Source organism: Erythrobacter sp. S43, from assembly GCF_057364955.1.
This window is the reverse complement of the sequence record NZ_CP200285.1, coordinates 2,791,127-2,818,116: the sequence shown is the minus strand read 5'-3', so window position 1 is coordinate 2,818,116 and position 26,990 is coordinate 2,791,127. Positions and strand designations below refer to the sequence as shown.

26 protein-coding genes and 1 pseudogene are annotated in these 26,990 nt (G+C 57.8%); 19 read left to right on the top strand and 8 right to left on the bottom strand.

Annotated elements, in window-relative coordinates; translation table 11 throughout:
- Positions 1–71 precede the first annotated feature (71 nt).
- The 4 genes from AC0V6K_RS13915 (at position 72) to AC0V6K_RS13900 (ending at position 3,635) form a co-directional block, all read left to right on the top strand.
- Positions 72–410 (top strand): PilZ domain-containing protein, encoded by a 339-nt coding sequence (locus AC0V6K_RS13915; RefSeq protein WP_472623233.1) that lies wholly within the window; start codon positions 72–74, stop codon positions 408–410.
- A gap of 74 nt (positions 411–484) precedes the next feature.
- Positions 485–1,789 carry an MFS transporter gene (locus AC0V6K_RS13910; RefSeq protein ID WP_472623231.1) on the top strand — a complete coding sequence of 435 codons (1,305 nt, stop codon included), beginning with the start codon at positions 485–487 and terminating at the stop codon, positions 1,787–1,789.
- Between the two features lies 1 nt (position 1,790).
- A complete protein-coding gene (gene cysK / locus AC0V6K_RS13905) occupies positions 1,791–2,711 on the top strand; it encodes a cysteine synthase A (protein WP_472623229.1) in 921 nt (306 codons plus the stop codon).
- A gap of 147 nt (positions 2,712–2,858) precedes the next feature.
- On the top strand, positions 2,859–3,635 hold the full coding sequence (locus AC0V6K_RS13900) for an aspartyl/asparaginyl beta-hydroxylase domain-containing protein (protein WP_472623227.1): 777 nt from the start codon (positions 2,859–2,861) through the stop codon (positions 3,633–3,635).
- A gap of 56 nt (positions 3,636–3,691) precedes the next feature.
- On the opposite strand, the gene AC0V6K_RS13895 is transcribed toward AC0V6K_RS13900, so the two are convergent.
- From AC0V6K_RS13895 to AC0V6K_RS13880, 4 genes are all read right to left on the bottom strand, one after another.
- Entirely contained in the window at positions 3,692–5,497 is a 1,806-nt protein-coding gene (locus AC0V6K_RS13895) for an acyl-CoA dehydrogenase C-terminal domain-containing protein (RefSeq protein WP_472623225.1), read from the bottom strand.
- Between the two features lie 50 nt (positions 5,498–5,547).
- Positions 5,548–6,012 carry a MerR family transcriptional regulator gene (locus AC0V6K_RS13890; protein WP_472623223.1) on the bottom strand — a complete coding sequence of 155 codons (465 nt, stop codon included), beginning with the start codon at positions 6,010–6,012 and terminating at the stop codon, positions 5,548–5,550.
- Between the two features lie 44 nt (positions 6,013–6,056).
- On the bottom strand, positions 6,057–6,449 hold the full coding sequence (gene hisI, locus AC0V6K_RS13885) for a phosphoribosyl-AMP cyclohydrolase (RefSeq protein ID WP_472623221.1): 393 nt from the start codon (positions 6,447–6,449) through the stop codon (positions 6,057–6,059).
- 342 nt (positions 6,450–6,791) lie between these two features.
- Positions 6,792–7,616 carry a ComF family protein gene (locus AC0V6K_RS13880; protein WP_486172671.1) on the bottom strand — a complete coding sequence of 275 codons (825 nt, stop codon included), beginning with the start codon at positions 7,614–7,616 and terminating at the stop codon, positions 6,792–6,794.
- 55 nt (positions 7,617–7,671) lie between these two features.
- Here AC0V6K_RS13880 and AC0V6K_RS13875 point away from each other — a divergent pair, with 55 nt between their 5' ends.
- On the top strand, positions 7,672–8,424 hold the full coding sequence (locus tag AC0V6K_RS13875; RefSeq protein ID WP_472623217.1) for a class I SAM-dependent methyltransferase: 753 nt from the start codon (positions 7,672–7,674) through the stop codon (positions 8,422–8,424).
- Between the two features lie 8 nt (positions 8,425–8,432).
- Here AC0V6K_RS13875 and ppdK read toward each other — a convergent pair whose 3' ends face one another.
- The 3 genes from ppdK to AC0V6K_RS13860 all read right to left on the bottom strand — a co-directional run bounded on the left by ppdK (position 8,433) and on the right by AC0V6K_RS13860 (position 14,197).
- A complete protein-coding gene (gene ppdK, locus AC0V6K_RS13870) occupies positions 8,433–11,096 on the bottom strand; it encodes a pyruvate, phosphate dikinase (protein ID WP_472623215.1) in 2,664 nt (887 codons plus the stop codon).
- A 120-nt stretch (positions 11,097–11,216) separates the two neighbouring features.
- Positions 11,217–13,289 (bottom strand): glycine--tRNA ligase subunit beta, encoded by a 2,073-nt coding sequence (glyS, locus tag AC0V6K_RS13865; RefSeq protein WP_472623213.1) that lies wholly within the window; start codon positions 13,287–13,289, stop codon positions 11,217–11,219.
- On the bottom strand, positions 13,289–14,197 hold the full coding sequence (locus AC0V6K_RS13860; protein ID WP_472626159.1) for a glycine--tRNA ligase subunit alpha: 909 nt from the start codon (positions 14,195–14,197) through the stop codon (positions 13,289–13,291). The genes glyS and AC0V6K_RS13860 overlap by 1 nt, the downstream gene beginning before the upstream one ends.
- Before the next feature lie 168 nt (positions 14,198–14,365).
- Here AC0V6K_RS13860 and AC0V6K_RS13855 point away from each other — a divergent pair, with 168 nt between their 5' ends.
- The 13 genes from AC0V6K_RS13855 to AC0V6K_RS13795 all read left to right on the top strand — a co-directional run bounded on the left by AC0V6K_RS13855 (position 14,366) and on the right by AC0V6K_RS13795 (position 23,883).
- Entirely contained in the window at positions 14,366–15,445 is a 1,080-nt protein-coding gene (locus AC0V6K_RS13855; RefSeq protein ID WP_472623211.1) for a TraB/GumN family protein, read from the top strand.
- 154 nt (positions 15,446–15,599) lie between these two features.
- Positions 15,600–15,731 (top strand): hypothetical protein, encoded by a 132-nt coding sequence (locus tag AC0V6K_RS13850; protein ID WP_486172670.1) that lies wholly within the window; start codon positions 15,600–15,602, stop codon positions 15,729–15,731.
- A 20-nt stretch (positions 15,732–15,751) separates the two neighbouring features.
- Positions 15,752–16,180: a hypothetical protein gene (locus AC0V6K_RS13845; RefSeq protein ID WP_486172669.1), complete on the top strand. Its 429-nt coding sequence runs from the start codon at positions 15,752–15,754 to the stop codon at positions 16,178–16,180.
- Positions 16,177–16,377, top strand: a complete 201-nt coding sequence (locus AC0V6K_RS13840; protein WP_472623207.1) for a helix-turn-helix transcriptional regulator — start codon at positions 16,177–16,179, stop codon at positions 16,375–16,377. The genes AC0V6K_RS13845 and AC0V6K_RS13840 overlap by 4 nt, the downstream gene beginning before the upstream one ends.
- A complete protein-coding gene (locus tag AC0V6K_RS13835; RefSeq protein ID WP_472623205.1) occupies positions 16,374–17,006 on the top strand; it encodes a hypothetical protein in 633 nt (210 codons plus the stop codon). Before AC0V6K_RS13840 ends, AC0V6K_RS13835 begins: the two co-directional genes overlap by 4 nt.
- Positions 17,007–17,094: 88 nt before the next feature.
- Positions 17,095–18,015 carry a TraB/GumN family protein gene (locus AC0V6K_RS13830; RefSeq protein ID WP_472623203.1) on the top strand — a complete coding sequence of 307 codons (921 nt, stop codon included), beginning with the start codon at positions 17,095–17,097 and terminating at the stop codon, positions 18,013–18,015.
- A gap of 88 nt (positions 18,016–18,103) precedes the next feature.
- The gene (locus AC0V6K_RS13825) at positions 18,104–18,940 is read left to right on the top strand and encodes a TraB/GumN family protein (protein ID WP_472623201.1); all 837 of its coding nucleotides are present in this window, start codon (positions 18,104–18,106) and stop codon (positions 18,938–18,940) included.
- 134 nt (positions 18,941–19,074) lie between these two features.
- Entirely contained in the window at positions 19,075–19,746 is a 672-nt protein-coding gene (locus AC0V6K_RS13820) for a 50S ribosomal protein L25/general stress protein Ctc (protein WP_472623199.1), read from the top strand.
- Between the two features lie 99 nt (positions 19,747–19,845).
- Complete coding sequence (gene pth, locus AC0V6K_RS13815; RefSeq protein WP_472623197.1) at positions 19,846–20,412, top strand: aminoacyl-tRNA hydrolase; 567 nt, start codon at positions 19,846–19,848, stop codon at positions 20,410–20,412.
- 20 nt (positions 20,413–20,432) lie between these two features.
- A complete protein-coding gene (locus AC0V6K_RS13810) occupies positions 20,433–21,068 on the top strand; it encodes a CPBP family intramembrane glutamic endopeptidase (RefSeq protein ID WP_472623195.1) in 636 nt (211 codons plus the stop codon).
- Positions 21,069–21,101: 33 nt separating this feature from the next.
- On the top strand, positions 21,102–22,094 hold the full coding sequence (locus tag AC0V6K_RS13805) for an SDR family oxidoreductase (protein WP_472623193.1): 993 nt from the start codon (positions 21,102–21,104) through the stop codon (positions 22,092–22,094).
- Positions 22,095–22,169: 75 nt separating this feature from the next.
- A complete protein-coding gene (gene ychF, locus AC0V6K_RS13800; protein WP_472623191.1) occupies positions 22,170–23,270 on the top strand; it encodes a redox-regulated ATPase YchF in 1,101 nt (366 codons plus the stop codon).
- A 202-nt stretch (positions 23,271–23,472) separates the two neighbouring features.
- A complete protein-coding gene (locus AC0V6K_RS13795; RefSeq protein WP_472623189.1) occupies positions 23,473–23,883 on the top strand; it encodes a hypothetical protein in 411 nt (136 codons plus the stop codon).
- Positions 23,884–23,909: 26 nt separating this feature from the next.
- Here the strand turns inward: AC0V6K_RS13795 and mutL are convergent.
- A pseudogene (mutL, locus tag AC0V6K_RS13790) lies at positions 23,910–25,746 on the bottom strand (DNA mismatch repair endonuclease MutL).
- Between the two features lie 188 nt (positions 25,747–25,934).
- Here mutL and AC0V6K_RS13785 point away from each other — a divergent pair.
- Entirely contained in the window at positions 25,935–26,978 is a 1,044-nt protein-coding gene (locus AC0V6K_RS13785; RefSeq protein WP_472623187.1) for a rod shape-determining protein, read from the top strand.
- Positions 26,979–26,990: the final 12 nt, after the last annotated feature.

Genomic DNA, 26,990 nt, shown 5'->3' with positions numbered 1-26,990 from the left:
CCTTTACCAAATGTCAGCCTTTTCGTTCCATTAGGCATAGGTCCCGTCAAAGCCAAGGAGGGTTACGGACTGTGTCAGCTGGAGCAAACCTAAGCGTCACCGATCTGCGTCGTGCAGCGCGCCACCCGGTCGATTTTCCGGTGATCGTTGAGCACTTTCAGCATGGAGACTTGAACCTCCATGTTTGCAATCTCTCTGCCCATGGCTTCATGGTTGACGATGCTGAGAAGCTGAACCGCGGTGATCGAGTCATTATCCGACTGCCGGTGGTGGGCCGCATCGAAGCTTATGTGATCTGGACGCGTGACGAACGCGCTGGCTTCCAATTCGAGCGTATCATTCGTCTCGACGATTTCATGACCATGATCGATGCAATCCAGCCCAATCCGCGTCTTCGCCGCAACCGCTGAAGCGAAAGCCACAGCTTACAACTGAATAGAAGCACTGTCTTGGCATAGGCCATTGGGCCTGCCATGGCGCGCGGGTGAATACCGTTGTTGCCCCTACCCATCCCCTTCAGGTTCATAACTTCCGGGTCTATCTGACGTCGCGCTTCGCGATGACTTTGGGCCAATACGCCATGACCCTGATCATTGGCTGGCAGGCTTACAATCTCGCGCGGGATGGCGGGATGAGCATTGCCGAAGCCTCGGGACAATTGGCTCTTATCGGCCTCCTGCAATTCTTGCCGCTGTTCATCCTGACCCCATTCACCGGACTAGCAGCAGACCGATTTGATCGTCGCACAATCGGTCTGCTGACTATCCTGCTCCAACTTTTCTGTGCGGGCATACTCGGTTGGTTCACCTATGCGGGCACGATCTCGCTTCCAATCCTGTTCGCTGTCGCCGTGCTTATAGGGATCGCACGAGGCTTCGCCGGCCCTGCTCTATCGGCTTTGTCGCCGAATCTTGTGCCGAAGGTGCTGCTGCCGACCACCATCGCAATCTCTACAGTGGCGTGGCAGATGGGCTCAATCCTCGGTGCCGCGATGGGTGGATACCTTTATTCGCTAACGCCTGCACTGCCCTACATCACAGCGGGAGGCCTCTTTACCCTCGGCTTCATGTGTCTCGCCTTAGTTGGCAAAGTGCCGCAGCCTGCCATGCGCAAGGATCAGCGTCCCATTGGCGCCATTGTCGATGGGCTGCGCTACGTGGGACAGAACAAGATGGTTCTGGGGGCGATCACGCTCGACCTGTTCGCTGTCTTCCTTGCGGGTGCCAATGCACTCTTGCCAGTTTTCGCGCGGGATATCCTGGACGTCGGCGCTGATGGGTTGGCGCAGCTTGCCATGGCGCCGGGAATTGGTGCTGCCCTTACGGGCGCCTATTTTTCATTCCGACCAATCAGAACCAATGTTGGGCCGAAGATGCTGTGGGCTGTGGCCGTCTTTGGCGTCGCCACGATTGCCTTCGGTCTGTCGACCAACTTCTTGCTCAGCCTCGCCATGCTGTTTGTCATCGGATCGGCCGATATGTTCAGCGTCTATGTCCGTCAGTCGCTAATCCAGCTCCACACTCCAGATGACAAACGCGGGCGGGTATCCTCTGTCAGCATGATGACAATCAGTGCGTCAAATGAAGGCGGTGATGCCTTTTCTGGAGCCTTCGCGTTTCTGGTCGGTCCGGTTGCCGCGATTGTCGCTGGCGGTGCAGGCGCGATTGTAACCGTATTGCTCTGGAGCCGAATATTCCCCGTATTGCGGACAACGAAAACCTTCGATCCGCCCGAAAATTTGCTAGAAGATGAGCCAACAAGACAAGGCCAAGCGCCGCAGGAGGCATGACATGAAAGCTGCAAACATTCTCGAAACCATCGGTAACACGCCGCATATCCGGCTTTCCCGCCTGTTCCCCGATCATGAGGTTTGGCTGAAATCAGAGCGCTCCAATCCTGGCGGCTCGATCAAAGACCGCATCGCCCTTGCTATGGTCGAGGCTGCGGAAGAAGCTGGCAAGCTCGCTCCGGGTGGCACCATCGTTGAACCAACCAGCGGCAACACGGGAATCGGTCTTGCCATGGTCGCCGCGGTCAAGGGCTACAAGCTGGTGCTGGTCATGCCCGAAAGCATGTCCATCGAGCGCCGCCGTCTGATGCTCGCCTATGGCGCGACGTTTGATCTGACCCCGAAGGAAAAGGGCATGAAGGGTGCAATTGCACGCGCGACCGAGATTGTCGAAACCACCGACGGCGCGTGGATGCCAAGCCAGTTTGAGAACCCCTCAAACCCTGCGGTTCACGCAAGAACTACAGCGCAGGAAATTCTCTCCGACTTTGCCGACAATCCAGTCGACGTAATGATCACCGGCGTTGGCACGGGTGGTCACCTCACCGGCTGCGCGGAAGAGCTCAAAAAGCACTGGTCGGGCTTCAAGGCCTACGCGGTGGAGCCGGAGCTTTCGCCCGTCATCAATGGCGGTCAGCCCGGCCCACACCCCATCCAGGGCATCGGTGCCGGTTTTATTCCGGACAACCTCCACACCAACGCCATCGATGGCGCGGTACAGGTCAATGCGGATGACGCCAAGGAAATGGCGCGCCGTGCCGCCACTGAAGAAGGGATGCTGATCGGAATTTCGTCGGGCGCCACTCTCGCGGCAATCGCGAAAAAACTACCTGATCTGGACACCGGAAGCCGGGTTCTGGGCTTTAACTACGATACTGGCGAGCGCTACCTTTCGGTGCCAGAATTCCTGCCCGTCGAATAACCAAGTCCAGCCAAGCGGTTAGTCCGCCTCACAATACCACCTGTCGATGGTTGCTGGCGCTTAGCTGGACAGCCGGTCAGTCCGCATCCTATTAGGCCCCAAAACCAAAAGGGTCGTTCATTACTGTTTTTCTCGGCGGAGGCGAGAATGGGTTGGTCCAATGGTTTCGGTTTGCTGTCCAATGATCCCGGACGGCCTCTGCATTATCGCTTTCTCAAGCGACAGCGGCACCGCGTTAATAACTCCATCGCAAAATCATCGCTGATCTCGAATGCTCCCGTGCTCGACGCGGGTGACTTTCATTGGACGGCCGAATTGGCGAGCAATTGGGAGGCGATCCGGGACGAAGCGCTCGCCATTTACCAGCATCGTGACGCCATCCCTCCCCTGCGCGAAATCTCTCCTGACCATGCTGGCATCGTCAAAGACAATGCATGGCGCAGTTTCTTCTTGATCGGTTATGGTCACCGTCAGGAAGAGAACATCGCGCGTGCCCCGCGGACAGCGGAGCTGGTCAGTAAGATTCCCGGACTGAACTCGGCATTTTTCTCAATCCTCGCGCCCGGCTCGGCAATCACGCCGCACCGCGGAGTGACCAAGGCCTTCATCACCGCGCATCTTGGTCTTGTCGTGCCCAAAAATCGCAGCGGGCTTTGGATGCGGGTCGAGGATCAGAGGCTTCACTGGGAAGAAGGTAAGTGGCTCATGTTCGATGACACTTACGAGCATGAGGTGAAGAACGAGACGGATGAGACACGGATCGTTCTGCTGTGTCAGGTCGAGCGACCGCTGAAGCAGCCCGGCAAAACAATGGCGGCTGCACTGATGGGTTATGTCCGTCGCAGCCACTTTGTGCAGGAAGCCAAAGACAACCTCACCGATTGGGAAACCGCGTACGCAAAAGCCGAGAACGAGGTTCTGTAACAGAAAAGGGCCCGAACCATTGGTCCGAGCCCTTTCAATCTCTGTCTTCGCTTCGCTTAGGCGGCGGTAGCAAATGCTTCTTCCGGCAGAGCCATCATATTCTCGCTGCCAGCTTCCAGCTTGCGACGCAGTGCGCCTGCGTCTGGGAGGAAACGCTCGGCATAGTAAGCCGCCGAAGTCATTTTGGCTTCGTAGAAAGCCTTGTCTTCGGTGCCGGCGGCCAAAGCAGCGTCGGCAACCTTCGCCATCTTCAACCAAAACAGACCCAGCGTCACGATGCCCATGATGTGCATGTAGTGGTGAGCGCCCGCGCCGAGGTGGTTCGGGTTCGCCATCGCGTTCTGCATGAACCACATGGTCGCCTGCTTCTGCTCAGCCAGAGCCTTCTCAAGCTTGGTGGCGAAATCAGCGAGTGCCTCGTTTTCCTTTGCTGCTGCGATCTCTTCGTCAATCATTGCGAAAAATGCTTGAACGGCGCGGCCGCCCTTCGATGCGAGCTTACGACCACAAAGGTCCATTGCTTGCACACCGTTGGTGCCTTCGTAGATCATGGCGATACGGCTATCGCGCACGAACTGTTCCATGCCCCACTCGCTGACATAGCCGTGGCCGCCATAAACCTGCTGCATGTTGTTGGCGATGTCATAGCCCTTGTCGGTGCCGTAGCCTTTGATGACCGGGGTCATCAGGCCAATCAGATCGTCAGCCAGCTGACGTTCTTCTTCGGTCTGCGCCTTGTGAGTCAGGTCGACTTGCAAAGCACCCCACATGCACAGCGCGCGCATGCCCTCGTTGAAGACCTTGGCGTCCATCAGCATGCGGCGGACATCAGGGTGGACAAAGATCGGATCGGCCTTCGCTTCGGGCTCGGCCGGTCCAGAAAGTGCACGACCCTGACGACGATCCAGAGCATAGGTGACAGCGTTTTGATAGCTGACCTCAGCCTGTGCCAAACCCTGAAGACCTACACCCAGACGCGCTGCGTTCATCATCACGAACATTGCGGCGAGACCTTTGTTCTCTTCGCCGATCATGTAGCCGGTGGCTTCGTCATAGTTCAGCACGCAAGTGGCGTTGCCATGGATGCCCATCTTCTTCTCGATCGAACCGCATGACACGCCGTTGCGCTCACCTGGTTCACCATTTTCGTCGAGGATGAACTTGGGAACGATGAAGAGCGAGATGCCCTTTGAGCTGTCTGGAGCGCCCGGCGTCTTCGCCAGAACCAAGTGGATGATGTTACTGGTGAGGTCGTGCTCGCCAGCAGAGATGAAGATCTTGGTGCCGGTGATCTTGTACGAGCCATCAGCCTGCGGTTCAGCCTTGGTACGGATCATGCCCAGATCGGTGCCACAGTGCGGCTCGGTCAGGTTCATGGTGCCCGACCACTCGCCCGAAATCATCTTCGGCGCGTAGGTCTCTTTCTGCTCCTGCGTGCCTGCGTTCAGAATCGCGGCGATCGCACCGTTGGTGAGGCCAGGATACATACCGAAGGCCTGGTTCGCCGAAGCAGTGTACTCTTCAAGCACCATGCCCAGTGTGTGCGGGAGGCCCTGACCGCCAAACTCTTCCGGTTGAGAAAGGGTACCCCAACCCGCTTCGGTGTAAGCCTGATACGCTTCTTTGAAACCGTCCGGCGTGGTCACCGACGCATCATCGTGACGCGTGCAGCCCTGCTCATCACCGATCTGGTTGATCGGGGCCAGAACTTCCGATGTGAACTTGCCTGCCTCATTGACGATCGTATCGATCATGTCCTGCGTTGCATTCTCGAAGCCCGGCAGATTGCCGTAGCTGGCGAGATCCAGCATTTCGTTGAGAAGGAAGCGGGTGTCACGAGTAGGAGCGGTATAAGTTGGCATCACTTGATCCCTTTGGTGTGCGTTGATTGCGTAAGGTATTCTTACGGGCCTTAGCCCAGGTCGAGTTTCTCGATTTCAGCAACAAACTCGGTGAGTTCCTGAATGGATGAGTCGATGTCGTCGCGTTGGCGCTTAAGCTTCGCGATATGGGCACGACATCTCTCGATGGTAACGCGGCGCTGTTCCACGCGGCCATCATCGAGATCGTACAGGTCGATCATCTCACGGATTTCAGTCAGGCTAAACCCGACATTCTTGGCACGCATGATCCATGCGAGCCGTGCGCGATCGCGTTTCGAGTAGACGCGGGTCAGACCAACCCGCGACGGGCTGATTAGTCCCTCATCCTCGTAGAAGCGTAACGCGCGTGCGGTGCATTCAAATTCCGATGTGAGGTCAGAGATTGAAAACTGCTCGCGCTCCTGCTCGTCTGGCCGGTCAAGATGCGCGCCGTTGTGACGCTGATCCTGCGGCGGATTGGAAGAATCGGACGAAGCTGCTTGTGCGGTAGCCATGCTCTTTGACTACCTTACCTTTACGTGAGCGTCAACCCTTGACCTTAACGGGAGATGAGCGCGAGCGACGGCTTTCCGCCCTCGCCATTCTCGACCCGTCGGTAAAAACAACTTCTCGCACCAGTGTGACAGGTCGGGCCGTGGGGTTTGGCATAAACAACCAAGGCATCTTGGTCGCAATCGATCAGCACATCTTCGACCTCGAGAACATTGCCTGACGTTTCGCCTTTCATCCAAAGCGATTGCCGGGAGCGTGACCAGAAATGCACGCGCCCCGTGTTAAGGGTATTCGCCAAGGCTTCTTCATTCATGAAAGCAACGACCAGGACTTCCTTGCTCGCCGAATCAAGCACGACGGCCGAGATGAGCCCATTGGCATCATATTTCGGCGCAAGCTCCGTTCCGTGCTCGTGTTCGCGTTTGGACAGTGCGTCCATTGTCATTTCCTTCCAACTGGCGTTCCAGAATGGCGCATTTTCCGACGAACGGGTGCTGAGCAGCGACCATTTGTTGCACGATAACCACAGACGCTTTCTAAAATCCAATCTCGATCTTGATTCGACTTCCCGAGAGCGACTTCGTTTGGAAGAACGCTGTCACGCGTTGGTAACAACTCGTCAACCGAACTTCGGTGCGCAAGCGCCAGCGTTCAGGGGGTAACTGGTTTCAAGCTGACAGCGGGGTGTTGGCGAAGCCGGTTTAAGATGAGGGATTAGATCCTGATGGCGAAGTTAGGGGGTCGCTGTCTGAGCTCTTAAGAGCGGATCACAATCGTTTCGTCACGTGGCGCCCGGGGTCTTTATGACCTCGGGCGTTTCGTTTTGCAGTGTAAACTTCTCGCTTACCGCTGCTGTTTGTTTACCCGCCCCATTCACCACTGTTGCAAAGCAAGCGATGCGCACTGACGAGGCACCAGCACTAATCAATGCGGAAACGCAGGCATCGCTGGTCGCTCCGCTGGTCAGCACATCATCCACCAAGATCACCTCCTGCCCTTTGATCGACAAAATTCGGCTTCGCCGTGCTTCGATCGCACCACGCAAGACCTTCTTGCGTGCCTCGCGGCCCAAGCCGCCAAGGCTCGGCGTTTGCTTTGTGCGAACCAGGCCGTCGACCAATAATCGACCCTTTCCGTTCCGCTCCAGCTCTCGCGCGAGGAGAGCCGATTGATTGTAGCCCCTTCCCCACAAGCGCCACCGATGAAGGGGGACGGGGATGAGGAGAGGTTCATTGTCCTGCGGCTCAATCCGCGCGGCCAACAATCGCCCGAGCAGCTTCGATAGCGCAATCTTTCCACCATGCTTGAATGACAAGATAAGCTTGCGGGAGGCATCGTTGTAGATCGTCGCGGCAACCACGCCAGCGTGCTGTGGTGGATCAAGTTCGCATGCGATGCATTGTCCCTCCCCTCGCTCTTTTCCCGCCGCCATCGGCATGAAGCATGTGGAGCAAGAAGGCTCGCCCGGAGCTTCCAGTTCACCGAAACAGTCGACGCACAGACCGCTCTGCTCAGCCACGGCATCGCCGCAAAGGGGGCAACGTGGTGGGTAGACCAAGTCAACGACCGGTCTGAGCCCTTCGGCAAGATACGCTCCCCAATTCATGTCCAAACGTGTCTCATAGCTTGCACCGTGTAGGCAAGCGCGGCAGGGGACCTTGATGGACAGAAAGCCACCCACGATCTTCTCCAAACAACGCAAACGGCTGCGGCATCAGCGTGCCTCGCACCTTCTGAATTCGCAGAATGGCGCGATCTTTCTGCTCGAGGAGATGGCCAATGACATTCACGACCGCTTGGCTTTTGTCAGACAAAGCGGCGGTGATGTTCTAATCGAAGGGTTCGGAGATTTTCTAGTCGCCGAAGGACCTTGGGAGAATTCCGCTGAGTTCTCCTATGTTGAGGGTCGGGACTTTGATGATCCCGTGCCATTCACCGAAGCCAGTTTTGATCTCGTCATCAGCATCAACAGCCTCGACACTGTGAACGACCTGCCTGGCGCGCTGATCCAGATGCGCGCATTGCTCAAGCCGGGTGGCCTCGCAGTCGCAACCTTCATCGGCGGTCTGAGCCTCCTGAAACTGCGCCAAGCCATGATCGCCGCCGAACCCGATAGACCCGCTGCTCGCATGCACCCGCTGGTCGATCCACGATCCTGCCCGCAGCTCTTGCAACGTGCCGGTTGGAAAGACCCCGTGGTGGACAGCCACGCTTTAACTGTGCGCTACTCCGCGATGGACAGGCTGGTCGCTGATCTTCGCGAGCAAGCTATGGGCGGTGCACTTGCGAACGCCGCCCCGCCTCTCGGAAAAGCCGCACGTGAACGCGCTCGCACCGCTTTTCTCGAACAAGCCGACGAAGACGGCAAAGTCTCCGAGACGTTCGAGATCGTTACGCTTACCGGCAGGCGGTAGGAAACCGCTTACTTCAGCGCCGATTGCGCCGCTGCGAGCCGTGCGATCGGCACGCGGTATGGTGAGGCGCTAACGTAATCGAGGCCGACTTCCTGACAGAATGCGATACTGGCGGGATCACCACCGTGCTCTCCGCAGATGCCGAGCTTGATCTCGGGCCGCGTAGTGCGCCCGCCCTCGGCTGCCATTTCGACCAATTGTCCGACGCCATCGACATCGAGGCTGACGAATGGGTCGCGCGGGAAGATGCCCTTGTCGACATAAGGTGCAAGAAAGCGCGCGGAGTCGTCGCGGCTCACGCCCAGCGTTGTTTGCGTCAGGTCGTTGGTGCCGAAGCTGAAGAACTCGCCCTCTTCCGCAATTTCACCCGCCATCAGCGCGGCGCGCGGCAGCTCAATCATCGTACCGACGAGATAGGCGACTTCAGTGCCCTTCTCGGCGAAGACTTCCTTCGCCACCTTATCGACCAGCGCGCGAAGGATCTGCAATTCGCGCTTGGTTGCCACCAGCGGGATCATGATCTCGGGCAGCGGGGCCTCACCAGATTCGGTCTGCACATCACACGCCGCTTCAAAGATCGCGCGCGCTTGCATCTCATAAATCTCGGGGAATGTTATCCCCAATCGACAACCACGGTGACCAAGCATCGGGTTGAACTCGTGCAGCTCGCCCGCGCGGCGCTTGAGGTAGTCTACACCCAGCCCCGTTGCGTCTGCCAATTCTGCAAACTCGGCTTCACCGTGCGGCAAGAACTCGTGCAGCGGCGGATCAAGTAGGCGGATCGTGCACGGAAGACCTGCCATCACCTCGAAGATTGCAGCAAAGTCGCTGCGTTGCTCGGGCAGCAATTGATCGAGTGCGATGCGACGACCGCGCTCGTCCTCGGCCAGAATCATCTGGCGCACCGCGCTGATGCGGTTTGCGTCAAAAAACATATGTTCAGTGCGGCACAGGCCGATGCCTTCCGCGCCAAACTGGCGCGCCATCGCGCAGTCGGCGGGCGTTTCGGCATTGGTGCGCACTTTCATGCGGCGCAGGGCATCTGCCCACTCCATCAGCGTGGCGAAGTCACCGACCAGCTCCGGCTCAATAGTCGGTACAATGCCAAGCATCACCTGACCATTCGCGCCATCGAGTGTGATCTCGTCGCCTTCTTTGAGAGCCTGCGAGCCGATCATCAGCGTGCGGCCTTCTCGGTCAATGCTGACCGCACTCGCGCCCGAAACGCAGGGGCGGCCCATGCCACGAGCAACAACCGCGGCGTGCGACGTCATGCCGCCACGTGCGGTCAGGATGCCTTGCGCGGCATGCATGCCGTGGATGTCCTCCGGCGAGGTCTCAACGCGAACTAGAATGACCTTGTCACCACGGTTTGACCATTGCTCTGCGGTATCGGCATCAAGCACAATCTTGCCTGCTGCCGCACCCGGTGAAGCTGGCAGACCGGTGGTCAGCACATTGCGCTCCGCATCCGGGTCGAGCGTCGGGTGAAGCAGCTGGTCCAATGCCATCGGATCCACGCGGCGCACCGCTTCTTTTTTGTCGATCAGCCCCTCGCTAACCATCTCGACCGCCATCTTGAGCGCAGCCTTTGCCGTGCGCTTGCCTGAGCGGGTTTGCAGCATCCAGAGCTTCCCGCGTTCCACGGTGAACTCGATGTCCTGCATGTCCTTGTAGTGGCCTTCGAGCAGGTCGAACACGCGCGCCAGCTCGGTGTAAGCCTCGGGCATCGCTTCTTCCATGCTCAGCGGCTTGGCATTGGCTGCCTCCCGCGCGGCCTTGGTCAGGTATTGCGGCGTCCGAATACCGGCGACCACGTCCTCGCCCTGCGCGTTGATCAGGTACTCACCATAATAGGCGCGCTCGCCGGTCGCAGGATCGCGGGTGAAGGCGACGCCGGTGGCGCTGGTTTCGCCCATATTGCCAAAGACCATGGCCTGGACATTGACCGCGGTGCCCCAGTCGGCGGGAATGTCATTGAGGCGACGATAGACCTTCGCGCGGTCGCTATCCCAGCTGTCAAACACCGCGCGGATCGCGCCCCACAGCTGCTCGTTCACATCCTGCGGGAATGGCTTGCCCAACTCGCCTTCGGCAATGCTCTTGAACTCGCCGACCAGCGCCTGCCAGTCCTCGGCGCTCAGCTCGGTGTCGTTGAAGTAGCCGTAATCCTCTTTGCGGATCTCCAGCGCTTCTTCGAACAGGCCGTGGTCGAGCCCCAGCACCACATCGGAATACATCTGGATGAAGCGGCGGTAGCTGTCCCATGCAAAGCGTTCATCGCCGCTGGTCTTCGCCAACCCTTCAACCGTGGCATCGTTGAGGCCGAGGTTGAGCACCGTGTCCATCATGCCAGGCATTGAGACCCGAGCACCAGAGCGGACCGAGACGAGCAGCGGATCCGCCGCATCGCCAAAGCTCTTGCCGACGGCTTCCTCGATATGTGCCAGCGCCTTTGCCACATCGGCCCGAAGCGCATCACCAAAGTCGCCGCCTTCTTGCAGGTAGCGGACGCATTCCTCGGTGGTGATGGTGAAGCCCGGAGGCACCGGCAGTCCGATGCTCGCCATTTCCGCAAGGTTCGCACCCTTCCCCCCGGTGACGACCTTGTCCCCCTGACGCGGGTCGGAGTGGTCTGCGTTTCCGCCGAAGGGATAGACTGTTTTGGTCATAACGGGTTCCTTGGGGATGGAACGCCAACTGGCGTTTTGGAAACTGTGACTTTCCGCTCAAAACCGCAGAATTGAGCCAAAAACGAAGGTGTGCCGCATATCGAAGTGTGACTTTCCAAACTAACCCTCGATGCGGCTGAAATCGGCGACCTGATGCACCGAACGCACGAACCGCGAAAGCAGGTCCAAACGCGCCGTGCGCTTCTCCTCTTCCGGAGCGTTTACAATGACATCTTCAAAGAACCGGTCGATCGGCATACGCAATGTTGCGAGGGCGGACATGGCCGCTTCGAAATCCTCGGCTTCAATGGCCACAGACGCCTTGGGAGCCGCCGCATCGAGCGCGTCGATCAAGTCCTTCTCTGCGGGATCGGGTCTGTAGGAAAGCTCTTTGGTTTCCGAGCCGTCCCAATCCTCTTTCTTGAGGATGTTCGCCGCGCGCTTGTAACCGGCGAGGAGGTTGCTTCCATCTTCACTAGTCAAGAATCCGGTGAGCGCGCGAGCACGTGCTTCTACGCGATCGATGCGCATATCCGTTTGGTCTGACCAGTCACGAGACGCCTGAATGTAATCGTGCCGCACCCCATCATCACGTAACTGAACTGCGAGACGATCAAGAAGGAAGGACCCGAGCTTTTCAGCCAAGGCGGCGTTGGGCTGGCTATCCCAAGCGTGGACGACAGTGTCCAAAGCAAGCTTCAGCCCATTGGCCTGCACAAGTCGAATATAACCAAGCGCTGCGCGACGAAGAGCGAAGGGGTCCTTCGATCCGGTTGGCAAAATGTCGATTTTGAAAAAGCTCAGAAGATTGTCGAGCTTATCCGCCAAACTGACTGCGACAGTGGTAGGCGACGTGGGCACTTCGTCAGACTGACCCACGGGCTTGTAGTGATCGCGGATCGCGTCGGAGACTTCTCGCGGCAAACCCTCTTTCTCGGCATAGTACCCGCCCATCAGGCCCTGCAGTTCGGGGAATTCGCCGACCATTTCGGTCACCAGATCAGCTTTGCACAGCTCTGCGGCAGCTCGCGTCAGTTGATGATCGCCATTGGGTTCCTTGGCATCAAAGACAAGCCAAGAAGCCAGTTTGGCCACGCGCTCAACCTTGTCGGCGACGGTGCCGAGCTTTTCGTGGAACGTGATCCGCTCCAAACCTTTGGCGTGATCGGCAAGCGTCGTCTTTTGATCCAGCTCCCAGAAGAAGCGCGCATCGCTCAAACGCGCGGCGAGGACCTTGCGGTTGCCATCGACCACGACGGCCGGATCATCCGCAGCGATATTGGCGGTGCAGATAAAGGCGTTGGCGAGCTTAGCCGAGCCATCAGGCTGGCGCTCTTCACAAACAAAGTATTTCTGGTTCACTCGCGCCGTCAGCTGAATAACTTCAGGCGGAACGGTCAGGTATTCCTCGTCAAACCGACCCAGCAGCGGAACCGGCCATTCGGTCAGGCCAGCGTTCTCGATCACAAGACCTTCGTCTTCGATCACGCTCAATCCGACCGCGCGTGCTGCCTTGCGTGCGCCTTCGCGGATGATGCCAGCGCGAACCTCCTGATCCACGATCACATGCGCATCGTTGAGCTTCGTGGCGTAGTCCTCGACTCCTTCGATCTCGATCAATCCAGTCGAGTGGAAACGATGCCCGCGTGTGTAGCGGCCACTCACAACGCCATCGACTTCACACGACACGACTACGCCATCGAGCAGAGCGACCATGCTGGTAAGCGGACGCACCCAACGAAGGCTCTCTGACGAGATTGACGCTTCGCCCCAGCGCATCGACTTGGGCCAGCTGAAACTGCGGATGATTGCGGGGATCGCGGTCCCAAGCAGGTCGGATACGGCCTGCCCCGGCTTCTCGATCACCGCGAAATAAGTCTCGCGTCCTTTGATCTCGCGCACTTCAAGCTGATCGCGCGACACGCCGTTCTTGCGGCAGAAACCATCGACCGCCTGATCGGGCGCCCCCACCGGCGGGCCTTTAGCTTCGTCGCGAACGGCCTCGGTCTCGGTGGGCAAGCCCTTGGCGATCAGAGCGAGGCGGCGTGGAGTGGACCACACGGTCACTTCGCCCACGTCTACGCCCGCATCGCCCACCTGCGCACGGAACAGCTTTTCAAGCTCACTGCGCGCACCAGCCTGCATGCGAGCAGGGATTTCTTCAGTCAGAAGCTCGAGGAGGAAATCAGCCATCAGACAAGACTCCATCCGGGAAACTTCGCTTCCCATTCAGGGGTCATCTTCTCGGCGTATTTCTCGCAAGACGAGCGCGCCAGATCGCGCACGCGGCCCATGTAAGATGCGCGTTCCTGAACGCTGATCACGCCGCGCGCTTGCAGCAGGTTGAACAAGTGGCTTGCTTCGACCGCCTGTTCGTAAGCCGCAATTGGAACGTCAGCGGCGAGCGCGTTTTGGCACTCAGCCTCTGCCTTGTTGAACAGATCAAACAGTGCGTCGGTGTCCGCGACCTCGAAGTTCCATTTCGACATCTGCTTCTCGTTTTCGAGAAACACGTCACCATAAGAAACGCCCTGCGTGTTGAAAGCGAGATCGTAAACGCTGTCGACGCCCTGAATATACATGGCGAGGCGCTCAAGCCCGTAGGTCAGCTCGCCCGCGACCGGCTTACAGTCGAAACCGCCCATCTGCTGAAAATAAGTGAACTGGGTGACTTCCATACCGTCACACCACACTTCCCAGCCAAGGCCCCATGCACCCAGCGTGGGGCTTTCCCAGTCATCCTCAACAAAGCGGATATCGTGTTTGAGCGGATCGATCCCGATGGCCTTGAGGCTGTCGAGATAAAGATCCTGAATATCGCCAGGGCTTGGCTTCAGGATGACCTGATACTGGTAATAATGCTGTAGCCGGTTCGGGTTCTCGCCATAGCGCCCATCTGTCGGGCGGCGGCATGGCTGGACGAAAGCGGCGTTCCAAGGCTCCGGCCCAAGTGCGCGCAATGTCGTCGCGGTGTGGAACGTGCCCGCGCCCATACGCATGTCATACGGTTGCAGGATCACACAGCCATTCGCGCTCCAGAAATCGTGGAGCGTCAGGATCATGTCTTGGAACGACTTTGACGGGTCGCGCGTGGGGGCCATAGAATTCATAGCGCAGCAGCCTTTGACCGATGGGTATGGCAGCGTCAATGCCGCAGTGCAGCAAGCACACGGTTTGTGCGATCGATGTGCTTCAACCTTGACTTGGCTGCAGAGATCATCAGCATGAACAACTCTCTGATTTCCCGTGTTCTTGGAGCCAATTTATTGATGCGTATTCTTGCCTATCTCGCATGTATCGGTCTTGCTCTTGGACAGCCCGTATGGGCGCAGACGGCAGAGGTTGATGCGGCACAGGAAGAGCTGCCAGTCGTACCATTGCTGGGCGACGGGCAAAACGCCGAGCCCGTTGTCTGTCCAGTTGATGAGGAAACAGCACCCGCAACGCCGGAGCCGCCGGTTCAGGACTACGAGCCCTCGCCCGCCATGTGGAAGATCTCGGATGACGACACCACGATTTATCTATTCGGCACATATCACGTACTGCCTCAAGGCTTTCGTTGGCGAACCCCGCTGCTCGACAAAGTGATCGCCGAGACAGACGAGGTGGTGTTTGAATCGCGCGAGGATGAGGAGGAGGAAGAGACCGTCGAACTCAAGATCGACGGTGAAACACTCACCCTTCCCAAAATGAGCGAAGAGGAAAGACGATTCTCGGAGCTCGTGCTAGCCTACAGAGCGCAAACGCCTTTGACCCAACGGCTTGACCAAAAGAATGTGGCAAAGTTCGTACGCCTTCTCGAACAGGCGCGCATTCCGATCTGGAGGGCGGAGCGTGCACCGCCCATGATGACCATGCTTGCGATTTCGGTCAGGCTGAGCGAACTTAAGGGTTCGGAAAGAACACTCGGCGTTGAGTCCATTATCGAGGCCGAGTTCCAGGATACCAACCGCCCTATCTCTGCCATCGAAGACCCGATTGAGGTCCTCGAAAACTTGTTCAAGATCGATGAGGCAGCGCTAATCGAGGCAATCGACACTTCGCTGGAGGAATGGGATGGCTGTCGTTTCTTTGAAGCCGAAAAGGTCGATTGGGCCAGCGAACATAGCTGGGCGAAGGGCGAGCTTGAAGAGATCAACCTGAAGGAAATGTTCGACGGCCCCTTCGGCAAGGCCTTCTACAAGGTGCTGCTGCTCGATCGAAACCGTGCCTGGAACGAATGGGTGAAGGCGCGGATGGCTTCGCCCGGCAACTTACTTTTGGCGGTCGGTGCGGGCCACATGGAAGGCCCAGATTCGCTTGTTCTGATGCTTCAAGCGGACGGTATTGAGGTCGAGCGCATTCAATAGCGCGACGCCACTTTCAAATATTTTTCAAGGGACTAGCGCCTGACATTGCGCACCAATAGTCATGCGCGCCTTACTGAAAGTCAGGTTATCTTGACATAGTCAGCGAATCACGACATATAGTCAGGCATACCTGACATAACGTCAGGATGACCTGATGGAGAAGATTATGTCCCTGCTGTCCAAACCAGTCACCATGAAGCTTTGGCAAACATACGTTCTTCTGGCGCTAAGCGGCTTTGCTGCCGGCAATATCGCGGCAAAGACAATGGCTGCGCTGGGTCTTTAAGCACAACGAGGATTTAGATCATGTCCACCCAGTCCAAAGGCCTATACGCACCCCGTCTTGTAGATGGAGCATTTGCATTCATGGCTGCAGGCCCTGCGGTCATTATCGCCAACGCCCCCGCACTGCCTGTGCCTCAGGCCTCCTCCACCGCAGGAATGACGAGCGGCCTTATCCTTCTGGCAACAGTCGGATTGGTGGGTCTGGCGTCGTGTCTGGTCCATGCGATCGATCGCAAAGGCTGGGATGACTATATGAAGCAGATAGTCACCCAGTCAGCCCTGATCGGCATGATCACGGTGTTCCTCACCGGCGCCGCGTGGGACATCTTTATCAGCCCCAACCTCGGTTATGCGCGACCCGGAAACTTCATCCTTGGCATGATCCCGATCGCCGCACTTTCATGGTCGATCGGGTACTTCTGGCTCCGCATCCGTGGGACCAACACATGAAGAACCGACTGAAAGTCCTGCGCGCCGAACGCGATTGGTCTCAGGCTGAGTTAGCCGCCCAATTGGACGTCTCCCGCCAGGCTGTGAACGCCATAGAAACTGGCAAGCATGACCCTTCCCTGCCGCTGGCCTTCCGCATCGCTCGCCTGTTTGAAGCGAGTATCGAGGAAATTTTTGACGATGGAGAAACCGCGTGAACAACGATAACGAAACTGGCCTGAACGATGGCCTCAAGCGGGTTCTAATCATTGGCATTGGCGGATTGCTGATCCTGTTCCTTGCCGGAGTTCTTGCGGGTTACACAGTCAAAGCTCTCGAATATGATCAGCTGATACTGCGCGATTACGCATATATCGGCGGCTTTGCGGCGCTCATCATTCTGACGGGCCTGCTATGCCGCAAGCTATGGCCCGACGGTAAAGATGAAATCGTTGCGACAAGTACACGCAAGTCGAACCAGTTGATTCTTGTGGGCTTAGGTGTGGGTCTCGCACTCAGCGTCTTGTTCATCTTCCTTGATCCATCGGAACCTGTGGCGCTCTTTTCCAACGGGCCTGCAAACCCAGTAATTGCCGGGATCGGAATTCTTGTTTGGCTTGTCGTTATGCCGATTGGAACTTGGATGTGGTGGCGCACGGTCGATGAACATGAAGCCTCGGCTTACACTGATGGTGCACTCGTATCAGCTCACCTCTACATCATGATTGCACCGACATGGTGGCTTGCATCCAGGGCAGGCTGGGTTCCGGCACAAGATCCCATGATCGTATTGCTTATCATTTGCGTCATCTGGAGCGTTATCTGGCTCTATCGCCGCTACGCCTAAGCATGATTGCTCCAACTAAGATGATCTCGTTCACACAACCCTCATTCAATCACCTCTAATTCCCCATATCCCGAAAGGAACAATCCCGATGAAACTTGCCAAGATGTTCGCCGCTTCGACTGCTGCAGTCGCCTTTATGTTGTCGCAGCCGGCATTTGCTGATGATCATGCCGAGGCACCAGTTGCAGAGGCCGCGTCCGAAAGCGGTGCGCCGGCCATGTGGAAGATTACCGACGAAGACACGACCATCTACATGTTCGGGACCGTGCACATGCTTCCTGCGGACGTGAACTGGAAAACCGAATTGGTGACGACCGCTCTCGAAAGTGCCGATACGCTTGTTACCGAGCTTGATATGACGCCTGAGACCGAGGCAGCCATCGGTCTGGAATTTCAAAATCGCGGAACACTGCCGCAAGGCAAAACGCTTCGGAGCATGATGAACGAAGAACAGCTTGCTAGCTTTGAAGCAGGAATGGCCAAGCTTCAGATCCCACCCGAAGCCTTCGACCCGCTAAAGCCATGGCTAGCATCAATTGCTCTCTTGCAAGGCGTGTCTGCCGGAATTGGCATCACTGCCGAAAACGGTGTCGAAACCGTACTGGAAGGCATCGTAGGCCCCAAAGTAGAGCGGGAGGCATTGGAGACAGTTTCAGCGCAGATCGATGTTTTTGACGGACTCCCAGATGACCAGCAACTGACGTACTTCCTTGAATTCGCTGCCGATCCGGTTGAGGGTATTAAGGGCCTGAATGCGATGGTCGATCTCTGGGCGAAAGGTGATGCTGATGGATTGGGTGCGATGATGAACGAAGCACTCAGTGCTGATCCCGTGCTCGCCGACCGTCTTCTTTATAACCGCAACAAGAACTGGGCTGAGTGGATCGATGCCCGCATGGAAAAGCCGGGGACGGTCTTCATGGCTGTCGGTGCCGGACATTTGGCTGGCGAAAAGAGCGTTCAGGACTATCTGAAGGAAAAGGGTATTCAGACTGCACGTGTTCAATAAGCTTTCCACTTCAACTGAAACGAACGCTGCGCGGAGGGTCTCAAACACCCTCCGCGTAGCTTTTGGTGCCTTCCTAGCAGCGGCTCTGGTGTCCTGCTCATCTGAACCGGAAGCGCCAGCAAATACAACCAACCCACTTCTCTTTGAGATCGCCAATTCCTCCGGCGAGATCGAAGGCTGGATGCTTGGCACGATCCACCTTCTACCTGATGATACACCTTGGCGAACAGACGCGATAAACGATGCCGTGAGCAAGGCGGATATGGTCATCGTCGAGGTTGCCGATCTGGGAAACCAGCAAAGGGCAGGTCAGGTTTTCGCAGAGTTGGGCACGACCCATGGCCTCCCTTCCCTCGCCCAGCGTGTTCCCCCAAGCAAACGCGACACGTTGGATGATCTGATCGAACGCTCTGGTTTCTCGCCAGACGCCTTTACCGCAATCGAGACTTGGGCCGCCGCCCTGATGCTGGCGCAAAGTGATGCCTTGGGTGAGGCCGAGAACGGCGTTGACCGCGCCATCATCGCAGATTTCAAGGACCGTGAAGTGCGCGAATTTGAGGGCACATTTGCCCAGCTTAGCATCTTTGACGCGCTGGCTGAGGAAGATCAGCGGGTCCTGCTGACCAGCACGGTCGTTACTCCTGGTCGAGCCGAAGCCGAAGCGAAGGAGCTGTTGGCCGCGTGGCTCTCAGGCGATGAAAGCGCTTTAGAAGAAGCCACGCTAACCGGTGCCCTTAAGGACCAGCAGGTGCGCGATGCATTGTTGGTGGACCGAAACCGGGCGTGGATGAAGAAGTTGCTGCCGGTTTTGGACACGGAGGCCAAGCCCCTCGTTGCAGTGGGTGCCGCGCATCTTGTCGGCGATCAGGGCCTGCCCGCCCTGCTCGAAGCGGATGGATACACCGTTCGACGCGTGAATCGCTGATCCGGTCGCGGGCGAAAACAGTTGCCAATCGCCCCAGCGTGCTCTAACGGCGCGCCCTTCGGTGCCATGGTCATCCCTGGAGGCGTGGTTGAACCGAAGCGACAATTCAAACAACGCAATCGAAAGGTAGCATTATGAGCGACGCTCTTACTCTGCCGGCTGAGGCGCGCGAACGGGCAGGCAAGGGAGCCTCCCGTGCACTTCGCCGCGAAGGCCGTGTTCCCGCCGTGATTTACGGCGGTAAGGAAGAACCAACCACCATCCACGTGGAAGAGAAGGTACTGGTCAAGCAACTCGGGACCGGACACTTCATGAACTCCATCGTGAAGATCGAAATCGGCGGTGATACGGTTCGTACACTCCCTAAAGACGTTGCTCTGCACCCGGTTACAGACCGTCCGACGCACGTTGACTTCCTGCGCCTTGCGCGCGACGCGAAAGTCGACGTCTCGATCCCGGTTGTGTTCACCAACGAAGACGACTCGCCAGGCCTGAAAAAGGGCGGCGTTCTCAACGTTGTTCGCCACGAACTCGACCTCGTCTGCGCTGCAGACAAGATCCCGAGCGAGATCGAAATCGACGTCACCGGCAAAGAAGTTGGCGACTCGATCCACATCAGTGAAATCAACCTGCCTGAAGGCAGCGAGAGCGCGATCACCGATCGTGACTTCACCATCGCTACCCTCGTCGCACCATCCGCGCTCAAGCGCAGCGAAAGCGATGATGAAACCGAAGGCGAAGAAGTTGCAGCCGACGAAGTCGAAGCAACCGCTCAGAAGGGCGACGAAGAAGAAGGCGGCGAATAGGCCTCCCCTCTCCTTCGCGTTTCACGCAATCACCAATACACCGGGTCCCGCAAGGGGCTCGGTGTTTTGTTTTAGGCAAGAGGTGTTTAGAGAGCGCTCATGCAGATATGGGTTGGCCTTGGAAATCCTGGACCGAAATACGCTTTGCACCGACACAATGTCGGCTTCATGGCGTGTGACGTTATCGCGGACATGCACAATTTCGGCCCTGTCCAGAAGAAATTCCAAGGGTGGGTTCAGGAAGGCCGTGTCGGCTTCGAAAAGGTCCTGCTGCTGAAGCCCGCAACCTTCATGAACGAAAGCGGGCGAAGCGTGGGCGAAGCAATGCGCTTCTATAAGCTCGAGCTCGACGCGCTAACTGTGTTCCATGACGAACTCGACCTAGCTCCATTCAAGGTGAAGGTTAAGCAAGGTGGCGGCACGGCGGGCCACAATGGCTTGCGGTCCATCGACAAACATCTCGGTGCAGATTTTCGCCGGGTACGAGTGGGCATCGGGCATCCCGGACACAAAGACCGCGTGAGCGGGTATGTGCTTGGCAATTATGCGAAAAGTGAGCAAGACGACCTTGCCAACATGCTCGGTGCGATCGGCGCAGAGGCGGAGTGGCTGGCCAAGGGGGACAACCCCCGTTTCATGAGCGACGTAGCGCTAAGGATGCAATGAGCAGACACCCAAGCGAAGATATGGCCGATATGCCGGTTCCGACACTCGTCGGCATGACCTGTCTGCAAGCGGCCGTATTCACGGCAATTGGCGTTGGACTATGGTGGTTGTCTGGGAGACCGCTCTCCGAATTCGTAACCGTCGACGCCCAGCAAATTTTCTATGGTGTCGTCCTCGCCGGCACTCTCATCGCGGGCGGCTATCTGTTGTTCAAACTACTGCCAAAGCTCGGCGAACAATTGATCCGCGATCAGGCGCACAGCCTCGCTTTCCTCAGAAATAAGCTGGGCTGGGGCCCCATTATCATTCTCTCTTTGTGCGCGGGCATTTGGGAGGAGGCGCTGTTCCGTGGTGGCCTGTTGGTTATTGCCAGTGATTACATACCTTTTTGGGCCGCGCTGATTGTTACCTCCGCATTGTTCTCCTTGATGCATCTCGCCAAGCTGCGCGTGGCAACATTCATCTTCATCATCGGTATCGTGTTTGGCCTGCTCTACTTCGCACTCGAAAGCCTGCTAGCGGTTATAATCGGGCATGCGCTCTACGATATCTGGGCGATCTGGTATGTGCAGAACGAAATGCACCGGCTCGGAGTTTTCGATAAAGCACCGGAAGAGCCGACTAAGGTCATCGACGGCACCAGCTCTAACGCTTAGAATGCTCGCGACCCGACAAAAAGGATTACAGTCATGCTCAGTTTCGATCGCCGCACCCTCCTCGCCAGCGCCGCTGCCACTGGCGCACTAGCTGCCACTGCAGCTGTCGCGCAGAGCGATAAGCTGCAATCCGAGCCTGACCTGACGGGCAAGAGCATTCTGATCACCGGTTGCTCCACCGGCTTTGGCCGTCTGTCTGCAGAGATGTTCGCGAAAGCAGGCGCAACGGTGTTCGCAACAATGCGCAATGTACCGCGCAAGGAAGCCGAAGAGCTTCGCGCCTTCGCCAAAGACCAGAAGGTAAAGCTTCACGTTATCGAGATCGACGTGACATCCGACGAGCAGGTCGAGGCTGGCGTCAACGAAGCGCTGACCATCAATGGCGGCCCGATTGATGTGCTGATCAACAATGCCGGCATCTCCTATGGCGGTCCGATTGAAATTCAGGACTTGAAAGCGACCAAACACATCTTCGACACCAACGTCTTTGGCCCGCAGCGCATGATCCGCGCTGTGCTTCCATCCATGCGTGCAGCCAAGAGTGGGCTGATCATCAATGTCTCCTCGCAGCTAGGCCGTGTGATTGTGCCCGCGTTTGGGCAATATTCGCCGACCAAGTTCGCACTCGAAGCGCTCAGCGAAAGCCTCGCGTACGAGCTTGTCCCGCACGGTATCGACGTCAATGTCATCGAACCGGGCGGGTATCCGACCATGATCTGGAAGAACGCCAACGAAAACGCTCTCGCCTTGCTGTCGCGCGCCGACAAGAAGCACACCGATGGATATCAGGCGCTGATTGCCGGACTGGGTCAGCGCACCGGCGGCGGCTCAACCGATCCGATGGACGTACCGCGCGCGATGGCGGAGATCATCGCCATGCCTGCGGGCACCCGTCCCCTGCGCCGCCCGGTCCATCCAGGGCTGAAACCGCAGATCGCAGTCAACGAGGCAAGTGCAAAAGCGCAGATCGATTGGCTTGGCGCATCGCCTTATGGTCCGTGGATCAAGGCAGTGCACAACGCGTAACTCTGCGCGGCTGGGCTAGCCATTGCTGCTAAGCGGCGCTAAGGGCCGCGGCCTGACTTTTTTCCGGAGTTTCCCATGGGTTTCCGTTGCGGGATTGTCGGCTTGCCCAATGTCGGCAAGTCCACCCTTTTTAATGCATTGACCGAAACGCAGGCCGCGCAGGCTGCAAACTATCCGTTCTGCACGATCGAGCCGAATGTCGGCCAAGTTGCAGTTCCTGATGAGCGGCTCGAGAAAATCGCTGCTATCGCCAGCAGCGCGAAGGTTGTCGCAACGCAGCTGGCATTTGTCGACATTGCGGGCCTTGTGAAGGGCGCGAGCCAAGGCGAAGGCCTAGGCAACCAGTTCCTTGGCAATATCCGCGAAGTCGATGCGATTGTGCATGTTCTGCGGTGTTTCGAAGATGACGACATCCAGCACGTCGCCAACAAGGTTGATCCGTTGACCGACGCCGAAGTGGTCGAAACCGAGTTGATGCTCGCGGACCTCGAAAGCCTTGAAAAACGTGTACCCGCTGCAGCCAAACGCGCCACCGGCGGCGACAAAGAAGCCAAGATCCTCGCTAGCGTTCTTGGTCAGGCGCTTGAGTTGCTGAAAGACGGCAAACCGGCGCGCTTGACTGAGCCGAAGGATGATGAGGAAGCGCGGCTGTTCGAACAAGCGCAGCTGCTGACCGCTAAGCCGGTACTCTATGTCTGCAATGTTGCCGAGGACGAGGCATCAACCGGCAACGCACTTTCAGAACAGGTGTTTGCCAAGGCCGAAGCCGAAGGCGCGCAAGCGGTCGTCGTTTCAGCCGCCATCGAAGCCGAACTGATTTCCATGCCCATGGAAGACCGGGCCGAATATCTCGAAGCGCTAGGCCTCGAGGAAAGCGGCCTCGCCCGCGTGATCCGCGCCGGATACAAGCTGCTCGGCCTCAACACCTTCTTCACAGCAGGCCCCAAAGAAGCACGCGCATGGACCTTCCCCGAAGGCGCCAAAGCCCCACAAGCGGCGGGCGAAATCCACACTGACTTCGAGAAAGGCTTCATCCGCGCAGAGACGATTGCGTATGAAGACTACATCGCTCTGAACGGTGAAGCGGGTGCGAAAGAAGCAGGCAAGATGCGTCAGGAGGGCAAGGACTACGACGTACAGGACGGCGATGTGATGCTGTTCAAGTTCAACGTTTAATTGCACTTAGGCAAGAAAAAGGGCTTGAGCCGCATCGCGAAGGCAAACAGTTCACTGGCTATCGCTTTTGATGTATCCCGCGAACGATCTTCTTACCCTAGCGCTACACCGATTAGTTCGACAGTAAGCCAGCAAGACAAATTCTAAACCTATCGTGGCTATTGTGCTCACCAAAGATGATTTATCTTTGGGGAGCAGAAACATGAATCCGATCTATATTGGCGTAGGCGCACTTACGCTTTTCGCAGGTGCATACGCAACATTTTCCGGCGCACTGGGTGGTTCGCACACCAGCGATGGTTATGAGCGCAGCGACATCTATGACCAATGCGACCGCGATTATCTGCAAAGCGCCCGACACTTGTCATTCAGCGCTTCTTCCAGCGACTGCGAATGCTTTGATGACAAGTTGCAGCGGCTTACCCCGAGCCAGAGATCCGCCGCTTACAAGTCACTCGAAGACAGGCTAACGCTGGCGTTCATGGGGAAAGCCGGAGCGAAAGTGGACGGCGCAAAGGTGTCTTACAATGACAGCGATTTGGGCCGCGTCGATGCGACGGTTAAAATCGAAACGAGCGGAAGAGCCATCATGGAACAGTGCTCCATGTTTTAAGTGTAGTTGCGAGTTCTAACCGCCACTCAATGCCGTCCGAACAGTTTCTCGACATCTTCCATATCAAGCTTCACCCAAGTGGGCCTGCCGTGGTTGCACTGGCCTGAGCGCGGGGTGGCTTCCATTTCGCGCAGCAGGGCGTTCATTTCAGCCACGCTGAGCACGCGCCCTGCCCTCACTGATCCGTGGCACGCCATGGTGGCTAGGACATAGTCTAACCGCTCGGCGAGCAACAACGCGCCGCTGTCATCTTGTTTGCCGTGTTTGGCGATATCGTCGGCGAGGTCTTGCAGCAGCTTGGTCGTGTCGGCCTTGGCAATCGCAGCAGGCACTGCCCGGACAAGCATGGCCGAGGGGCCGAAGCGCTCCACTGTCAGCCCGAACCGCCCCAACCCTTCGGCCGCTTCTTCAAGCCGGTCGCAATCGGCCTCGTCCATCTCGACCACATCGGGCACCAGCAGCGCTTGCGACCGTTTGACTGCGTCTTCCGCCCCTGCGCGTTTGATGCGTTCGAGCACTAGCCGTTCATGCGCTGCGTGTTGATCGACCAGCACCAGCCCGTCAGCACTCTCTGCAACGATATAGGTGTTGGCGACCTGACCACGGGCTATGCCCAGCGGGTATTGCTCCGCATCTTCCGGCACCTGCGCGGCCTCTTCGGCGCGGCCTTGAGGGAGAGCGTGATCCTCGCGGGGCGGCGACCAATCGGGTCGCGCTTCCGAAACGCGTGATTGCGGCGCCGCCCAGTCACGGCCTTCGAAGATTGAGCGTAGAGCAGCTGGCTCTTCACGCACGGGCTCTGCCTGCCACCGCTCCATAGCCCCGCGATCCGGCCCTTGCGCGCTGCGCCGGTCACCGCTCGCTAGCGCCTGACGCAAGCCAGACACGATGAACCCACGCACACCATTGGCGTCGCGAAAGCGCACCTCGGTCTTGGCCGGATGGACGTTCACATCCACATCCTGCGGCGGGATTTCAAGGAACAGCGCCAGCACCGCATGACGATCGCGCGCGAGCATGTCGGAATAGGCCCCGCGGACCGCTCCGGTCAGCAGTTTGTCCTTCACCGGACGGCCATTGACGAACAGATACTGGTGATCGGCAACGCCGCGATTGTAGGTCGGTAGACCGGCGAGACCCGTCAGCCGCATCTCGCCATGCTCGGTATCACGGCCAAGATCGATGGCGACGGCATTGTCTTTCAACTCCCGCGCGACGATCTGCGCAACGCGGGTGGCGAGCTCTTCATCCGGCTGCGTTGCAAAGGCGCGCCGCGTCTTGCCTTCCGCTCCGTTCTCCAAAGTGAACGCGATATCAGGGCGCGCCATGGCCAGACGGCGGACGATATCGAGGCACGCGATATACTCGCTCCGCGGTGTGCGCAGGAATTTGCGTCGTGCGGGCACCTTGGCAAACAGCTGCTCCACCCGCACGCGCGTCCCGGGAGGCAACGCCGCGGGGCCCTCCTCGATCACCTCGCCGTGATCGACTACACGTCGCCAACCATCTTCGGCACCGCGCACGCGGCTCTCCAATGTCAGGCGAGCGACACTTGCAATAGAGGGGAGCGCCTCACCCCGAAATCCCAGCGTCTGAACCATTTCTATTGCATCATCAGGCAGCTTGGACGTGGCATGCCGCTCCAGCGCCAGCGCCATGTCTTCTGCGCTCATCCCGCAGCCATCATCGGTAACCTCAAGCCGGGTGAGCCCGCCATCGGTCAAAGCCACATCGATCTCGCCGTGCACCAGCGTCCACTGCGTTCTCAACCAGCTCTTTGAGCGCAGCCGCAGGCCGTTCAACCACTTCGCCAGCAGCAATACGGTTCACAAGGCCCGATGGAAGACGTCGAATTTGAGGCATTTGCCGCATGCTAGCGCCTGCGCGTCGCAAATTCGAGTGGAGCAGTGTAAAAACAGCGCTTCGGTCAACAAAAATTTGGCCTTTTTCCCAGCTTTTCGCTAGGCGCAGCAAATCACCCTAATTCTCGGGTTTTTCGCCTTGCAGGGGGTCTGCGAGAAGAAGCCCGAACCCTATGGAAATTTCACGTAATGAGCTTCTTTGCCAATCTGTTTAAATTCGGGTCGCAGAACATGGCCATCGACCTGGGTACCGCTAACACGCTGGTCTATGTTCAGGACCAAGGCATCATCCTTAATGAACCATCTGTGGTCGCCATTGAAACCATCAACGGTATCAAGCGCGTCAAGGCGGTGGGCGACGATGCAAAGATGATGATGGGCAAGACGCCGGACACGATTGAAGCCATTCGTCCACTGCGCGATGGCGTGATCGCCGACATCGAAATTGCCGAGGAAATGATCAAGCACTTCATCCGCAAGGTGCATGGCAAGCGAAACCTGTTCCGCTACCCCGAAATCGTGATCTGCGTTCCGTCAGGGTCGACCTCGGTTGAAAAGCGCGCGATCCGCGATGCCGCGTCGAACGCTGGCGCTTCTGAAGTTTACCTTATCCTTGAGCCGATGGCGGCTGCCATCGGTGCTGACATGCCGGTAACCGAGCCGGTTGGCTCCATGGTCGTCGACATTGGTGGCGGCACCACCGAGGTGGCTGTCCTGTCGCTTCGTGGCCTGGCTTACACCACTTCGGTTCGCACCGGTGGCGACAAGATGGACGAAGCGATCGTCTCCTATGTGCGACGACACCACAACCTCCTGATCGGTGATGCCACGGCTGAGCGTATCAAAAAGGATTATGGCGTTGCGATGGCGCCTGATGATGGCATTGGCGAGACCTTCACTTTGAAGGGGCGTGACCTTGTGAACGGCGTGCCGAAAGAGATCACGATCAACCAGTCGCATGTGGCAGAGGCTCTCTCCGAGCCAATTGGTGCCATCGTCGAAGGCGTTCGTATCGCGCTGGAAAACACCGCCCCGGAACTGGCGGCGGACATCGTGGATCAGGGTATTGTTCTGACTGGTGGCGGCGCATTGATCCGTCGTCTGGATGAGCATCTGCGCGAAGAGACCGGTCTGCCGGTGTCCATCGCCGAAGACCCCCTGACCTGCGTTGCGGTCGGCACTGGCCGCGCGATGGAGGATCCGATCTATCGCGGCGTCTTGATGACCGCGTAATCCCGCAAGGGG

Excerpts from the sequence above, each read along its gene's own strand:
- AC0V6K_RS13785 (WP_472623187.1), top strand. The coding sequence starts at position 25,935 with ATGAGCTTCTTTGCCAATCTGTTTAAATTCGGGTCGCAGAACATGGCC.
- AC0V6K_RS13805 (WP_472623193.1), top strand. The coding sequence starts at position 21,102 with ATGCTCAGTTTCGATCGCCGCACCCTCCTCGCCAGCGCCGCTGCCACT.
- AC0V6K_RS13820 (WP_472623199.1), top strand. The coding sequence starts at position 19,075 with ATGAGCGACGCTCTTACTCTGCCGGCTGAGGCGCGCGAACGGGCAGGC.
- ppdK (WP_472623215.1), bottom strand. The coding sequence starts at position 11,096 with ATGACCAAAACAGTCTATCCCTTCGGCGGAAACGCAGACCACTCCGAC.
- ychF (WP_472623191.1), top strand. The coding sequence starts at position 22,170 with ATGGGTTTCCGTTGCGGGATTGTCGGCTTGCCCAATGTCGGCAAGTCC.
- glyS (WP_472623213.1), bottom strand. The coding sequence starts at position 13,289 with ATGGCTGATTTCCTCCTCGAGCTTCTGACTGAAGAAATCCCTGCTCGC.
- AC0V6K_RS13880 (WP_486172671.1), bottom strand. The coding sequence starts at position 7,616 with ATGAATTGGGGAGCGTATCTTGCCGAAGGGCTCAGACCGGTCGTTGAC.
- AC0V6K_RS13845 (WP_486172669.1), top strand. The coding sequence starts at position 15,752 with ATGTCCACCCAGTCCAAAGGCCTATACGCACCCCGTCTTGTAGATGGA.
- AC0V6K_RS13855 (WP_472623211.1), top strand. The coding sequence starts at position 14,366 with ATGCGTATTCTTGCCTATCTCGCATGTATCGGTCTTGCTCTTGGACAG.
- AC0V6K_RS13875 (WP_472623217.1), top strand. The coding sequence starts at position 7,672 with ATGGACAGAAAGCCACCCACGATCTTCTCCAAACAACGCAAACGGCTG.
- AC0V6K_RS13890 (WP_472623223.1), bottom strand. The coding sequence starts at position 6,012 with ATGGCTACCGCACAAGCAGCTTCGTCCGATTCTTCCAATCCGCCGCAG.
- AC0V6K_RS13895 (WP_472623225.1), bottom strand. The coding sequence starts at position 5,497 with ATGCCAACTTATACCGCTCCTACTCGTGACACCCGCTTCCTTCTCAAC.
- AC0V6K_RS13840 (WP_472623207.1), top strand. The coding sequence starts at position 16,177 with ATGAAGAACCGACTGAAAGTCCTGCGCGCCGAACGCGATTGGTCTCAG.
- AC0V6K_RS13900 (WP_472623227.1), top strand. The coding sequence starts at position 2,859 with ATGGGTTGGTCCAATGGTTTCGGTTTGCTGTCCAATGATCCCGGACGG.
- AC0V6K_RS13830 (WP_472623203.1), top strand. The coding sequence starts at position 17,095 with ATGAAACTTGCCAAGATGTTCGCCGCTTCGACTGCTGCAGTCGCCTTT.
- hisI (WP_472623221.1), bottom strand. The coding sequence starts at position 6,449 with ATGGACGCACTGTCCAAACGCGAACACGAGCACGGAACGGAGCTTGCG.
- AC0V6K_RS13850 (WP_486172670.1), top strand. The coding sequence starts at position 15,600 with ATGGAGAAGATTATGTCCCTGCTGTCCAAACCAGTCACCATGAAGCTT.
- AC0V6K_RS13860 (WP_472626159.1), bottom strand. The coding sequence starts at position 14,197 with ATGGCCCCCACGCGCGACCCGTCAAAGTCGTTCCAAGACATGATCCTG.
- cysK (WP_472623229.1), top strand. The coding sequence starts at position 1,791 with ATGAAAGCTGCAAACATTCTCGAAACCATCGGTAACACGCCGCATATC.
- pth (WP_472623197.1), top strand. The coding sequence starts at position 19,846 with ATGCAGATATGGGTTGGCCTTGGAAATCCTGGACCGAAATACGCTTTG.
- AC0V6K_RS13810 (WP_472623195.1), top strand. The coding sequence starts at position 20,433 with ATGGCCGATATGCCGGTTCCGACACTCGTCGGCATGACCTGTCTGCAA.
- AC0V6K_RS13795 (WP_472623189.1), top strand. The coding sequence starts at position 23,473 with ATGAATCCGATCTATATTGGCGTAGGCGCACTTACGCTTTTCGCAGGT.